We start from the raw sequence: 12,140 nt of genomic DNA, 5'->3' as shown, positions 1-12,140 counted from the left end.
CCGGTGCGGCCCGGCGGGCGTCTGCCGGTCGGCGTGGCGCGGGAGCGGTCGTGCCGTGCCCGGACGACGGCCCCGGACGACGGGACAGGGCGATGGCCCCGGGCGACGGGACCGGGATCCCGTGCGGTGCTTCTCGTACACCTATGTGACTCGACCCGACCGTATACGACCGGCCGTGACCGTACGTGCATCCGTCGTGCCGGTTCCGGCCGGCGGAGCGAGCGGTGCGCCGGAGTGCCGTTCCTCCGGCCGCCTCGGTGCCGGCCGCGTCAGTTCCAGTCGTTGAAGGAGGCGAAGCCGCCCGTGTCGCCGTGGTGGCCGTCCATGCCGTCGAGGTCCTCGGGCAGCAGGCTCCACACGATGAAGTCCGTGCGCAGGTCCACCCAGGTGCCCTGCTCGGTCCGGGTGCGCGCTATGCAGGCGTTGCGCAGCACGCCCTCGCTGATGCAGCCGATCTTCTGGGCCACCTGCTGCGAGGCGGTGTTGCCTGCGGCCGTACGCAGTTCCACGCGCTCGAACTTCTGCTCGCGGAACAGCCAGCGGGCGGTGGCGAGCGCGGCCTCGGACGCGTAGCCCTCGCCGCGCGCCCAGGGGGCGACGATGTAGGACAGCTCGGTGGACCTGACCCGCCAGTTGGTCTTGCCCAGCTGGATGACCCCGACGAGGCGCTGGGTGAGGAACTCGGTGACGGCGAGGTCGAGTCCACGCCCCCGGGCGCGTTCCGTGGGGGTGTCGTCGATCCAGTCGCGGGCGCCGTCCTCGGTGAACGGCTGGGGGATCGACGTCCAGGCCGCCACCATCTCGTCGTTCATCATCTCCGTCAGCGCGGGCACGTCGTCCTCGTCGAGCGCACGCAGGACCAACCGCTCCGTGCTGATGGAGATGTCGGGGAAGGTGCTCGTCATGCGACGCTCCGTAACCGTCGGGGACTTCGGACCTGATGTACCGTCGGGTCCGCTGAACTGCCCAGCATGCAGCATGAAACCACTGAACGGCACAACGGGGTCCACTCCGGGTAATGGAGTGGACCCCGTGCGGTGACGAGTCGGGTCGCGGGCCGCAAATCGGCCCCGGCGCCGGTCCGTTCGGAAGAGCGGGAGGACGGGACCGGTCAGAAGGAGGGGATGACGGAACCGGCGTACTTGTCCTCGATGAACTTCTTGACCTCGGGCGAGGTGAGGAGCTTGGCGAGCTTCTTCACGCGCGGGTCCTTCTCGTTGCCCTTCTCGACGGCGAGGAAGTTGCCGTACGGGTTGTTCGTCGCCGACTCCAGGAACAGGGCGTCCTTGGCGGGCTTGAGGCCGGAGGATATGGCGTAGTTGCCGTTGATCACCGCGGCGTCCACGTCGTCCAGGGAGCGCGGGGTCTGAGCCGCCTCGACCTCCTTGAACTTGAGGTTCTTGGGGTTCTTGGCGATGTCCTGCGGGGTCGCCTCGCTGCCGGCGCCGTCCTTGAGGGTGATGAGCCCCTTGGACGCGAGCAGCTTCAGGGCACGCGCCTCGTTCACGGCGTCGTTCGGCACGGCGACGGTCGCACCGCTCTTCAGGGCGTCGGTGCTCTTCACCTTGTGGGAGTAGAGGCCGAGCGGTTCCAGGTGCACCGTGACGACGGGCACGATGTGGGTGCCGCGCTTCTTGTTGAAGTCGTCCAGGTAGGGCTTGTTCTGGAAGTAGTTGGCGTCGACCGAGCCGTCCTCGGTGGCCGTGTTGGGCACGATGTAGTCCTGGAACTCCTTGACCTCCAGGTCGAGGCCCGCCTTCTTCGCCAGGTTCTCCTTGATGAAGTTCAGGATCTCGGCATGGGGGACCGGGCTGGCGGCGACGACGAGCGGGCCGCTGTAGTCGGAGGACGAGGAGGAGCCCTTGTCGGAACCGCAGGCGGAGAGGCCCAGGGTGAGGGCTCCGGCGGCGAGGACGGCAGTGGTGATCTTGGCAGTGTTACGCACGAAAAGTGCCTTTCCTGAGGGGTGGAGCGGCCCCGTCATGGGACGGACGGGGAAATCTGCGGAGTCAGGACCGGGGACCGCGCGGGTCCGCGGTCGGTCAGACGGCCTCGCCGACGTCCGCGGCGGCGGGCCGGCGGGACTTCAGCAGGCGCAGCTTCGGGGCGGGTCCCGAGTGGCCGGCGCGGCGGTCCAGGGTGCGGGCCGCGTGGTCGCCGGCGAACTGGATGGCCGAGATGGCCACGGCGAGGAGGGCGACGATGATCCACATCAGTTCGGTCTCGAAGCGCTGGTAGCCGTAGCGGATGGCGAGGTCGCCCAGTCCGCCGGCGCCGACGGTGCCGGCCATCGCGGAGTAGCCGATGAGGGCCACGACCGTGGTGGTCGCCGAGGAGATCAGCGACGGCAGCGACTCGGGGACGAGCACCTTGCGGACGATGGTCCAGGTGTTGCCGCCCATGGCCTGCACGGCCTCGACCAGACCGCCGTCGACTTCACGCACGGCCGTCTCGACCAGGCGCGCGAAGAACGGGATCGCGCCGATGGCGAGCGGCACGATGGCGGCCTCGCGGCCGATGGTCGTGCCGGTGATCCATCGCGTGAAGGTCATCAGCGCGACCATCAGGATGATGAACGGCATCGAGCGGGCGATGTTCACGACCTGCCCGACGACCTTGTTGGCGACGACGTTCTGGAGCAGGCCGCCCCGGTCCGTCAGCACGAGCAGGACGCCGAGCGGCAGACCGCCGACGATCGCTATGAGGGTGGACCAGCCGACCATGTAGAGCGTGTTCCAACACTCCTGGGACAGCAGCGGTTGCATCTCCGACCAGGTCACTTGGCACCTTCCTTCACCAGGACGGGCTGCTGCCCCTGGATGTCGATCTGTAGGCCCTGCTCGCGCAGGAATCCGATCGGCACGACGTTCTCCTCGTAGCGGCCCGGCAGTTCGATGCGCATCCGGCCGACCTGCTTGCCCCCGACGGTGTCCATCGCGGCACCGAGGATCGAGATGTCGATGTTGTAGGTGCGTGCGAGCTGCGAGATGACCGGCTGGGTGGCCGACTCCCCGTGGAAGGTGACGTCGATGACGGTGCGGTCGTCGCCGGAGGCGGTGCCGCTGACCGGGAAGAGCGCGGAGGCCAGTTCGGAGCCGGGGGTCGCGAGGAGTTCGCTGACGGTGCCGGACTCGACGATGCGGCCGTTCTCCATCAGCGCCGCCGAGTCGCAGACGGTCTTGACGACGTCCATCTCGTGGGTGATGAGCAGGACGGTCAGCCCCAGCTGGCGGTTCAGGTCGCGCAGCAGCTGGAGGATGGAGCGGGTGGTCTCCGGGTCGAGGGCGCTGGTCGCCTCGTCGGAGAGCAGCACCTTGGGGTCGCCGGCCAGGGCGCGGGCGATGCCGACGCGCTGCTTCTGGCCGCCGGAGAGCTGGGCCGGGTAGGACGTGGCCTTGTCGGACAGGCCGACCAGGTCCAGGAGTTGCAGGGCCTTGTGGCGGCGCTCCCTGCGGGAGAGTCCGAGGATGTCGAGCGGCAGCTCGACGTTCTCCTGCACGGTCCGTGAGGACAGCAGGTTGAAGTGCTGGAAGACCATGCCGATCCCGGTGCGCGCCTGGCGGAGTTCCCGGCCGGCTCGCGGGCCGCGCCCGGCGAGGGCGGTGAGGTCCCGCCCGTCGACGGTGACCGTGCCGGAAGTGGGGCGCTCCAGGAGGTTGACGCAGCGGATGAGCGAGGACTTGCCGGCGCCGGACTGGCCGATGACGCCGTACACCTCGCCTTCGCGGACATGCAGATCGACGCCGTCTAGGGCGGTCACTTCACGGCCGCGCGAGCGGTAGACCTTGGTCAGGCCCGTTGTCGTGATCACTGGGGGATTCCGTCACTGTCGAGTGCGGGGCGTGGGTGTGCGCCGGGCACGGGTGCATTCGGTCGGAACGCGGCACGGTTCTCGCGAGGGCGATGGAACCGGAAGGAGAACGTGTGCGCGGGGCAGCCCGGTCACGTACGCGGTACGGACACTGGGCGCGGCGGTCCCGCTTCGGGGCGCGGGATCAGGCGGTGGTGCGAGGGCCCTCTAACAGGCGCACATTCGACACATACAACGAGCACCGGGCGTCATGGTCGCCTCGGTCGCAAGGGTGCGGCTGCTCGTCGTGGTCATGGAAGGAAGTAAAGCAGACCGGGGGGTGGGGACCGCCATCGCTGTCCGAATAGCGGACAGCGGTGGACGGTCGGGGGCGTCCCGCCGGGCCCGGACGGAGATCTCGATCCCCTGGTCCGTCACCAGTACCGCCAATGCGCAGAGGTCCTCGACGACGAGGTCCGCGTCGCGTTCGCCGGCCCGGTGCGTTGTGGCCAACGCCACGGTGGTCGTGCCCGCGGCGCGGCCGGCCCGGTACCCCTCGGGCCTCGACCGCCGGCCGTTCGGTACGTCGGCCCCGGGGCAGCCCGGGGGCGAGGGCATCAGGTCTTTTGGCCCGTAATAGGGTCACGGCATGCTTGATGCCCTGACGGTCGCGACGGCCGTCGCCGCGCTCGCGCTCGCCGCCTGGTGCGGCTGGGCCGCCCACCGCGATCAGCCCACGAAGGACTGGCATTTCATCGGCATGGCCGTGGTGAGCGTGCTCGCCCTGGTCCAGCTGGTGATCGGCGTCGTCCAGCTGGCGCGCGGCGAGAAGCCGGAGCAGGGCACGACGATCTTCGTGGCGTATCTGATCGGCTCGTTCGCCTGCGTTCCCGCCGCGGGATTCATGTCGCTGGTGGAGCGCACCCGCTGGGGTTCGGTCACGGTGGCGGCCGGCGGGGTCGTCCTCGCCGTGCTGGAGGTCCGGCTCTATGACATCTGGGGAGGCTGAGATGGCGGCCACGGAGGAGAACACGACCGTGCCCGGTGACGAACGGGACGGGCTGGACACACCTGGGCCGGCCACCGGCGCGAAGCGCGAGCGGCTGATCGGCGGCCCCGGCATCCTGCTGGTGTGGCTGTACGGGGTGATGGTGGTCGGCGCGGTCTCGCGGTCGGCCGTGCAGATCTCCACGCAGTTCGACAAGGCGCCGCTGGCCTACTCGCTGTCCGCGGTGGCCGGTCTCGTCTACGGGTTCATCACGTACTCGCTCGTGCGCGGCGGCGAGACGGCGCGCAGGGCGGCGCTGGTGTGCTGCGCCGCCGAGCTCGCGGGCGTACTGGTCGTCGGGACCTGGACGCTGGCCGAGCCGTCCGCCTTCCCCGACGCCACGGTGTGGTCGGACTACGGCATGGGCTATCTGTTCATCCCGGTCCTGCTGCCGCTGTCGGCGATGTACTGGCTGCGCAAGGCGCGTACGGCCGCCGGCTGAGGGACCGGCCGGAGCCGGTCCCGTGCTCAGGCGCTGGTGGCGTACGCGCCGGCGTCGGCGCCCTTGGCCAGGGTCACCAGCGTCATGCGCTCGCCCACCCGCTCCTGGGAGACGGGCGCGTAGCCGTGCTTGCGGTACAGGCGCAGGTTGCGCTCGCTGCGGTGGCCGGTGAACAGCTGGAACGACGTGGCCGCGCCCTCGGTGCCGAGGCGGGCCTCGATGGCGTCGAGCAGGCGTCCGCCCAGGCCGTGCCGCTGCATGCGCGGGTGCACGATGAGCTTGTTGATACGGGCCGTGCCGTCGGCGTCGACGGCGCCACGCACGGAGGCCACGACCTCGTCGCCGAGCCGGGCCACCAGGACGGTGCCGCCCGCCAGTTCTTCCCTGAGGGAGTCGAGCGGCTGGGTGAGCGGCTCGATGCCGTAGTCGCCGTACAGCTCGGCCTCGCTCTGATAGCAGAGGTACTGCAACTTCAGGATCGGTTCCGCATCCTGCTCGGTCGCCGCCGAGATGGTCACGCTCATGCCCATGTGTGCATGCCTCCCGCTCACCTGTTCCACCGGTCGTCCCCCACTCCTATCCCCGTCGTCAGCGAGCCGCAACCTCCGTGGCCAGCAATCGCCGAAGACATCCCAGACATCGGGAACGTTCCGGACCAAGTGAGCCCTGTGAGATACCCAACTCGCCCGCGATCTCCCGGTAGGTGAGGTCCTCCGGAGCGAGCAGCGCGGCCAGCAGACCCGGGCAGCGGCCGGGCAGCCGGCGCACCGCCGCGCGCAGTTCGTGACGGCCGGCGGCCGCCAGGGCGCGCTGCTCCGGGCCCGAGCGGCCGTCGTCCGCGGGCTCGGTGCCGTACGGCTGCTCGACGCGGCTCCTGCGACGGCTGCGCCGGGCCTCCGAGCGGACCGCCCGGCGCACCCAGCGCTGCGGGTCGGCGGGTGGCCCCGTCGTGTCGAGGCGTTCCAGCAGCCGCAGCCAGACGGCCTGTTCCAGGTCGCCGGGCTCGTCGCCGCAGGCGTGGGCCTCCGCGGACGCCTCGGCGGCGAGCAGCGGGCTCAGGGTGGTCACCAGGTCGTGGGTCATGACCGGTACGACACGGCCGCCCCGGCGACAGGTTGCCGGGGCGGCCGTATCTCACCCCATCCGGGGTGCGGCGGCGACGCGTTGACGAAGGGCGGGCGCCGGGCCCGGTCCCCGCCCTGGCGCGGCGGCGGGCCGGGTCGGTGGTCTCCCCGCCCGGGGACGTCTCATCGCCCGAGGAAGTCCGCGCGGGCCAGGACCGCGGTGTCCGCGTTGTCGGAGAAGACGCCGTCGATGCCCGTCTCGAAGTAGACCCTGAAGGCGCCGAAGGGGTCCCCGTAGGCGTCCGCGGCGGTGCCCTTGCGGAAACCGGCGGGCAGGAAGGGGTTCTCGTTGCGCATGGTGTACGGGTGCAGGATCAGGCCCGCGCTGTGGGCGTCGGCCACGAGCGTGGTCGGGGTGGTGAGGGCGCCGGCCGCGTCCTTGGGGATGACCAGGTCGAGCGTGGGGCCGATGCCCTGTGCGTACGAGGCGATCCACTCCAGGCCCGCGGGGGTGACGAGGTCGGCGACGGTGCGGGGGTCGCCGGCCGCGACGAAGTCCCAGGGGCGGGTGTTCGCGGCCGCCAGCAGGACCACGAGCGGGTTGCCGACGAGCTTGTCCAGCCGCTGGATGCTGCTCGGCTCGAAGGACTGGAGGATGACCGGCGAGTCCTTCCTGTCCTTGCCGTACTTGCGCAGCAGCTTGGCGACCCGCTCCTCCAGGCCGAGGCCGAGGGCCCGGAAGTAGGTGGGGTGCTTGGTCTCGGGGTAGATCCAGACCTGCTTGCCGCGCTTGCGGGTCTGCTCGTCCTGCCAGCGGAGCACCTCTTCGAAGGTGGGGATCTCCCACCGGCCGTCGTAGAGGGTGTTGTGCGGACGGTTGGCGGGGATGCGTTCCACGGCGCGCAGGGTCTTCAGTTCGGCGAGCGTGAAGTCCTCGGTGAACCAGCCGGTGGTGGGGACTCCGTCGAGCGTCTTGGTCGTCCTGCGGCCGGCGAACTCGGGGTGCGCCGCGACGTCCGTCGTCCCGCCGATCTCCGGTTCGTGACGGCACACGAGATGGCCGTCCCTGGTGGGCACCAGGTCACCGGCCTCGACGATGTCGGCGCCCAGGTCCAGGGCGAGCTGGTACGAGCCGAAGGTGTGCTCCGGGCGGTAGCCGCTGGCCCCCCGGTGACCGATGACGGCCGGTCTGGGCAGGCTCCGGTAGCCGCCTCCCCCGTGGCGTTCGTCCGCGCTCGCGGTGCCGGGCAGCCCGAGGGCCGCTCCGCCCGCCCCGAGCACCGCGGCTCCCAGCAGCGTCCGCCGCGCCGTGCCCCGCTCCTGACCGTTCGACTTCCGTGCCCCCATGAGGGCTCCTCCCGCCGTAGGTGCCTGCCAATCGAAGCGGGACGATCGTAGGTGTCCCCGTGTGACGGGAGGGAGGCCCGCGGCGGAACAGTGGGTGACCTCGGCGGCCCCACGGGATGCGGAACATGACGGTCCGTCGGCTTGGGCCGGACGGCAGGGGGTACGCGTGCGGGGAAGGCGGACGGAGGGCTCGGCGACGGGCGCTCACCCGTTCGCCGGTACGCGCACGCGATGTCCGTCACACCGGACCGCCCCGGCCCGACCGCTCACGGGCACGCAACCGCAGGTAAACGTAGGTCAACAGTGCGTATCCGGTCGATGAACCCGATGTGCAATCGACCGGGAACCGCGAGTATCGTCCTCACCTGCACAGACTCCATACCGATCCCTTGACACCGGAGGGCCCGTTGTCCCGCTTCGCGCTCATCAAGGCAGTGCTCGGAACGATCATGCGCCTGATGTTCCGCCTAAGGGTGGAAGGCGTGGAGAACATCCCGGGCGACGGACCGGTGATCCTCGCCGGCAACCACCTCACGTTCATCGACTCGATGATCCTGCCGCTGGTCTGCGACCGGCAGGTGTACTTCATCGGCAAGGACGAGTACGTCACCGGCAAGGGCCTCAAGGGCCGGCTCATGGCGTGGTTCTTCACGGGCGTCGGCATGATCCCGGTGGACCGGGACGGTGCCAACGGCGGCGTGGCCGCGCTGATGACCGGCCGCCGCGTCCTGGAGGAGGGCAAGGTCTTCGGGATCTACCCCGAGGGCACCCGCTCCCCCGACGGCCGTCTGTACCGCGGCCGCACCGGCATCGCCCGGCTCACCCTGATGACCGGCTCCCCGGTCGTCCCGTTCGCGATGATCGGCACGGACAAGCTCCAGCCGGGCGGCGCGGGCATGCCCCGTCCGGGCAAGGTCACGGTCCGCTTCGGACCGGCCATGGAGTTCTCCCGCTACGAGGGCATGGACCGCGACCGGTACGTGCTGCGCGCCGTGACCGACTCCGTGATGACCGAGGTCATGCGGCTCTCCGGCCAGGAGTACGTCGACATGTACGCCACCAAGGCGAAGGCCGCCTAGAGCAGCCGGCACACCAGCGCAGAGGGGGTGGCCCCGACCGGAGATCTCCGGTCGGGGCCACCCCCTTTCGGCGCCGCGTCCCTTTTCCGGCCTCCTCCCGCGCACCACGCGCCGGGGTGCCCCCGTTGCCGCGCGGCTACGACTCCAGCCGCTGGCCGCGCAGCAGGAACCAGGCAGCCGCCGCGGTGGCGAGCAGGACCGCCGCGCCCGCGCCGGAGGCGAGGGCCAGTCCGCTCACGAAGGACTCCCTGGCCGCGGTCAGCAGCGACTCGGCCGTGTGCTCGGGCAGCTGTCCGGCGGCCTCCACCGCTCCGCCCAGCGACTCGTGCGCCGCGGCCGGTGTGCCCGCGGGCCCGGTGAAGCCGGCGTAGACACCGGTCACCACGGAGCCGAGCAGGGCGATGCCCAGCGCCGCGCCGAGCTCGTACGCCGTCTCGGAGACCGCGGACGCGGCGCCCGCCTGCTCCTTGGGGACGGCGGAGAGGATGACGTCGGCGGTGACGGTGAACGAGAAGCCCGCGCCGACACCGACGACGAGCAGGGCCGCGCCGAGCAGCGGATAGCCGGTGGACCGGTCCAGCACGGTCAGGGCGCCGAGCGCGAGTCCCACCGCGGCGAGTCCGCCGGACACGACGGTCCGTACGGAGAAGCGCCGCGCGACCCGTCCCGCGACCAGACCCGCCGCCACCGCGCCCACGGCGGCGGGGACTTCGGCCAGCCCCGCCTCGAACGGGCCGCGCCCCTGGACGAGTTGCAGATACTGGGAGAGGAAGAACACGAGCCCGGACATCCCGAGCACGGTGAACAGGTCGGCCAGCACCGCGCCGGAGAACCCCCGGTTGCGGAACAGCCGGACGTCCAGCAGCGGTGCGGGAAGCGTCAGTTGGCGGCGTACGAACCAGAAGAGGGCGCCCGCGCCCAGCAGGCCGGCGGCGAGCGCCTGCGCGCTCGGACCGTGTGCGGCGAGCTCCTTCACCGCGTACACCACACCGATGACACCGACGAGCGAGAGCGTCACGCTGATCAGGTCCCAGGGGCCCGGGTTCGGGCTCTTCGACTCGGGGAGCAGCCTGCGCCCGACGAGGACGAGGACCACCATCACCGGCAGGTTGATGAGGAAGACCGAACCCCACCAGAAGTGTTCGAGGAGGAAGCCGCCGACGACGGGACCGACCGCCGTGCCCGCGGAGGCCGTCGCGCCCCAGATGCCGATGGCGAGGCTGCGTTCGCGCGGGTCGTGGAAGATGTTGCGGATGAGGGCGAGGGTGGCGGGCATCAGCGTCGCGCCCGCGACACCGAGCAGCGCCCGCGCCAGGATCATGAACTCGGGCGTCGTGGCATAGGCGTTGAGCACGGATATGAGACCGAAGGCCGTGGCGCCGGTGAGCAGCAACCGCTTGCGGCCGATGCGGTCGCCGAGACTTCCCATGGAGACGAGCAGTCCGGCGATGACGAAGGAGTAGACGTCACCGATCCACAGCAGCTGGGTGCCCGAGGGCTCCAGGTCCTCACTGATGTACGGGGTCGCGAGGCCGAGGACGGTCGCGTCCACGGCCACCAGCAGCACGGCGAGGACGAGGACGCAGAGCGCGAGCCAGCGGCCCGGGCGCCTCGGCGTCTGCGTCGCGACCGCCGGCCGCAGGGTGCTGGTCATGGTTCCTCTCTCCTGAGCGCGCCGCCGAGCAGCAGCTCGACGATCATGTGGTGGAAGTCCTTGGCGGCGACGCGGCCTTCGGTGACGGCCCAGGACGCCGAGGCCATCAGTCCGTAGAGGGCCTCGGTGAGCCAGGCCGGGCTGAGGTCGATGCGGAACTCGCCGCCCTCCTGGCCGCGCCGGAACAGCGCCGCCATCCGGGCGTCGAGCCGGGCCCAGCCCTCGTGCTGTCCGTCGCCCTCGAAGAGCTGGTTCTCCGTATAGAGGAAGGCGAGCAGTCCGGCCACCGGTTCCAGTTCCGCGACCAGCCGGCGCACGGCCTCCTGGGCGGTGTCCTGGTCGAGCCGGGCCGCGTCCAGCGCGGCCTCGCACTCCTCGATTCCGAGCGCCTCCAGCGCGCGGACGAGCGCGTCACGGCCGGCGAACTGGCGGTGCAGCGTGGCCCGGCTGATCCCGGCGGCCTTGGCCACCTCGTCCATCGTCGCGGTGGACTTGCGGGTGAGCAGGGCGGCTGCGCTGCGCAGCACGTGGTCACGATCGACAGCCATGAGACAAGCGTACCGCACATGAGACACAGTTGTCTCATACGGAGCATGCGTGTCTCACGGCTGGGTCACTCGGGACGTGCTCAGTGCCAGGGAAGCTGTCCGCGCCGCTCCCAGTAGGCACGCGGTTCCTCCGCCAGGGCGGCCAGCCGGGACAGCTGGTCCTCGCCGAGGTCGACGACCGCCGCGTGCAGGTTCGAGGCGAGCTGGTTGGCCGTGGCCGCCCCCGAGAGCACGACACCGGCCCAGGGCTGCCGCAGGATCGTCGCCAGGGCGACCGCGTCACAGCCCAGCGAGGTCTCGGCGGCGACGGCGTGCAGCGCCTCGGGCGCGTGGGGCCCGGCGAGCCGGCCATTGGCCACGCCCTCCTTGACGATCACCGTGAGCCCGGCGTCGTGCGCCTCGGCCAGCGCCGGGGCGGCGGAGGTCTCCAGGAGGTTGTACGTGGACTGGACGGTACGGAAGAGCGGCTCGCCGTCGACCGTGACGGCGAGCGCGGCACGGATCGCCTCCGCCTGGGCGGGCCCGCTGGTGGAGAAACCGACCGACAGACCGCCGGCGGCCGCTTCGGCGAGGGCCGCGTGCAGCTCCTTGTCGGTGAGGGCCGGACTGTCCGGGGTCAACGAGTGGATCTGGTAGAGGTCGAGGCGGTCGCCGAGCAGGTCCGCGGTCTCGGCGCGCTGGCGCTCGTACACGGCGAGGCTGTGGTCCTTGACCTCGTGCGCCTCGGCGTCGGTGCGCCAGTCGGCCGTGTAGGTGTAGCCCCACTTGCTGCCGATGACGACGTCGTCGACGTCCGGGCGGCCGCTCAGCCAGCCGGCGAGGAACTCCTCGGACCGGCCGTAGGAACGGGCCACGTCGAAGTAGCGCACGCCCTGCGCGTAGGCGGCTTCGAGGAGTTCGTGGGTGCGCTCGCGCAGGGCGGCGACACTCCGGTCGGCCGGGAGGTCCTCCTCGCGCCCCAGGTTGATGTAGCCCGGGCGGCCCACCGCGGCGAGTCCCAGGCCGAGGTGGGCGGTGGGAGTCGTGGCTGAGGCGAGGCGTGCGAAAGGCATCGCGGCTCCGTTCGGTCGGCTCCTTTACGGCTCCCGGCCAACGTAACCCGCGACACCCTCCGTCGTACGGCACCCGTCCCCGCCCGCGAACCCGTGTCCGCTCCGCGCGGCCGGTC

General features: G+C 71.1%; 13 protein-coding genes and 1 pseudogene. 3 read left to right on the top strand and 11 right to left on the bottom strand.

Going from position 1 to position 12,140, the window contains the following annotated elements:
- Positions 1 to 269 precede the first annotated feature (269 nt).
- The 5 genes and pseudogenes from ACZ4AA_RS19345 to ACZ4AA_RS19325 all read right to left on the bottom strand — a co-directional run.
- The gene (locus ACZ4AA_RS19345; RefSeq protein WP_467603119.1) at positions 270 to 905 is read right to left on the bottom strand and encodes a GNAT family N-acetyltransferase; all 636 of its coding nucleotides are present in this window, start codon (positions 903 to 905) and stop codon (positions 270 to 272) included.
- 206 nt (positions 906 to 1,111) lie between these two features.
- Complete coding sequence (locus tag ACZ4AA_RS19340; RefSeq protein WP_467603116.1) at positions 1,112 to 1,945, bottom strand: MetQ/NlpA family ABC transporter substrate-binding protein; 834 nt, start codon at positions 1,943 to 1,945, stop codon at positions 1,112 to 1,114.
- 97 nt (positions 1,946 to 2,042) lie between these two features.
- Positions 2,043 to 2,780, bottom strand: a complete 738-nt coding sequence (locus ACZ4AA_RS19335) for a methionine ABC transporter permease (protein WP_467603113.1) — start codon at positions 2,778 to 2,780, stop codon at positions 2,043 to 2,045.
- The gene (locus ACZ4AA_RS19330) at positions 2,777 to 3,811 is read right to left on the bottom strand and encodes a methionine ABC transporter ATP-binding protein (protein ID WP_467603109.1); all 1,035 of its coding nucleotides are present in this window, start codon (positions 3,809 to 3,811) and stop codon (positions 2,777 to 2,779) included. The genes ACZ4AA_RS19335 and ACZ4AA_RS19330 overlap by 4 nt, the downstream gene beginning before the upstream one ends.
- Before the next feature lie 384 nt (positions 3,812 to 4,195).
- A pseudogene (locus ACZ4AA_RS19325) lies at positions 4,196 to 4,351 on the bottom strand (HAD family hydrolase); the annotation flags it as partial.
- An 88-nt stretch (positions 4,352 to 4,439) separates the two neighbouring features.
- Between ACZ4AA_RS19325 and ACZ4AA_RS19320 the strand changes: the two are divergent.
- Both ACZ4AA_RS19320 and ACZ4AA_RS19315 read left to right on the top strand, forming a co-directional pair.
- Positions 4,440 to 4,799, top strand: a complete 360-nt coding sequence (locus ACZ4AA_RS19320) for a hypothetical protein (protein ID WP_467603106.1) — start codon at positions 4,440 to 4,442, stop codon at positions 4,797 to 4,799.
- Positions 4,780 to 5,280: a hypothetical protein gene (locus ACZ4AA_RS19315; protein ID WP_467603103.1), complete on the top strand. Its 501-nt coding sequence runs from the start codon at positions 4,780 to 4,782 to the stop codon at positions 5,278 to 5,280. Before ACZ4AA_RS19320 ends, ACZ4AA_RS19315 begins: the two co-directional genes overlap by 20 nt.
- A 26-nt stretch (positions 5,281 to 5,306) precedes the next feature.
- Here ACZ4AA_RS19315 and ACZ4AA_RS19310 read toward each other — a convergent pair whose 3' ends face one another.
- The 3 genes from ACZ4AA_RS19310 to ACZ4AA_RS19300 form a co-directional block, all read right to left on the bottom strand.
- Complete coding sequence (locus tag ACZ4AA_RS19310; RefSeq protein WP_467603100.1) at positions 5,307 to 5,810, bottom strand: GNAT family N-acetyltransferase; 504 nt, start codon at positions 5,808 to 5,810, stop codon at positions 5,307 to 5,309.
- Between the two features lie 58 nt (positions 5,811 to 5,868).
- On the bottom strand, positions 5,869 to 6,363 hold the full coding sequence (locus ACZ4AA_RS19305) for an RNA polymerase sigma factor (protein WP_467603097.1): 495 nt from the start codon (positions 6,361 to 6,363) through the stop codon (positions 5,869 to 5,871).
- A 164-nt stretch (positions 6,364 to 6,527) separates the two neighbouring features.
- Complete coding sequence (locus ACZ4AA_RS19300; RefSeq protein WP_467603094.1) at positions 6,528 to 7,691, bottom strand: glycerophosphodiester phosphodiesterase; 1,164 nt, start codon at positions 7,689 to 7,691, stop codon at positions 6,528 to 6,530.
- A 389-nt stretch (positions 7,692 to 8,080) separates the two neighbouring features.
- Between ACZ4AA_RS19300 and ACZ4AA_RS19295 the strand changes: the two genes are divergently transcribed.
- On the top strand, positions 8,081 to 8,770 hold the full coding sequence (locus ACZ4AA_RS19295) for a lysophospholipid acyltransferase family protein (RefSeq protein WP_339128239.1): 690 nt from the start codon (positions 8,081 to 8,083) through the stop codon (positions 8,768 to 8,770).
- A 136-nt stretch (positions 8,771 to 8,906) separates the two neighbouring features.
- Here ACZ4AA_RS19295 and ACZ4AA_RS19290 read toward each other — a convergent pair whose 3' ends face one another.
- The 3 genes from ACZ4AA_RS19290 to ACZ4AA_RS19280 all read right to left on the bottom strand — a co-directional run bounded on the left by ACZ4AA_RS19290 (position 8,907) and on the right by ACZ4AA_RS19280 (position 12,024).
- On the bottom strand, positions 8,907 to 10,424 hold the full coding sequence (locus ACZ4AA_RS19290; RefSeq protein WP_467603089.1) for an MFS transporter: 1,518 nt from the start codon (positions 10,422 to 10,424) through the stop codon (positions 8,907 to 8,909).
- Complete coding sequence (locus ACZ4AA_RS19285) at positions 10,421 to 10,972, bottom strand: TetR/AcrR family transcriptional regulator (RefSeq protein WP_467603085.1); 552 nt, start codon at positions 10,970 to 10,972, stop codon at positions 10,421 to 10,423. Before ACZ4AA_RS19285 ends, ACZ4AA_RS19290 begins: the two co-directional genes overlap by 4 nt.
- An 80-nt stretch (positions 10,973 to 11,052) precedes the next feature.
- Entirely contained in the window at positions 11,053 to 12,024 is a 972-nt protein-coding gene (locus ACZ4AA_RS19280) for an aldo/keto reductase (protein ID WP_467603082.1), read from the bottom strand.
- Between the last annotated feature and the right edge of the window lie 116 nt (positions 12,025 to 12,140).

The sequence above is a fragment of the Streptomyces sp. NPDC024698 genome, from assembly GCF_055559015.1.
Note: the sequence above shows the minus strand (reverse complement) of the source record. Positions and strands in the feature narration are given on the sequence as shown.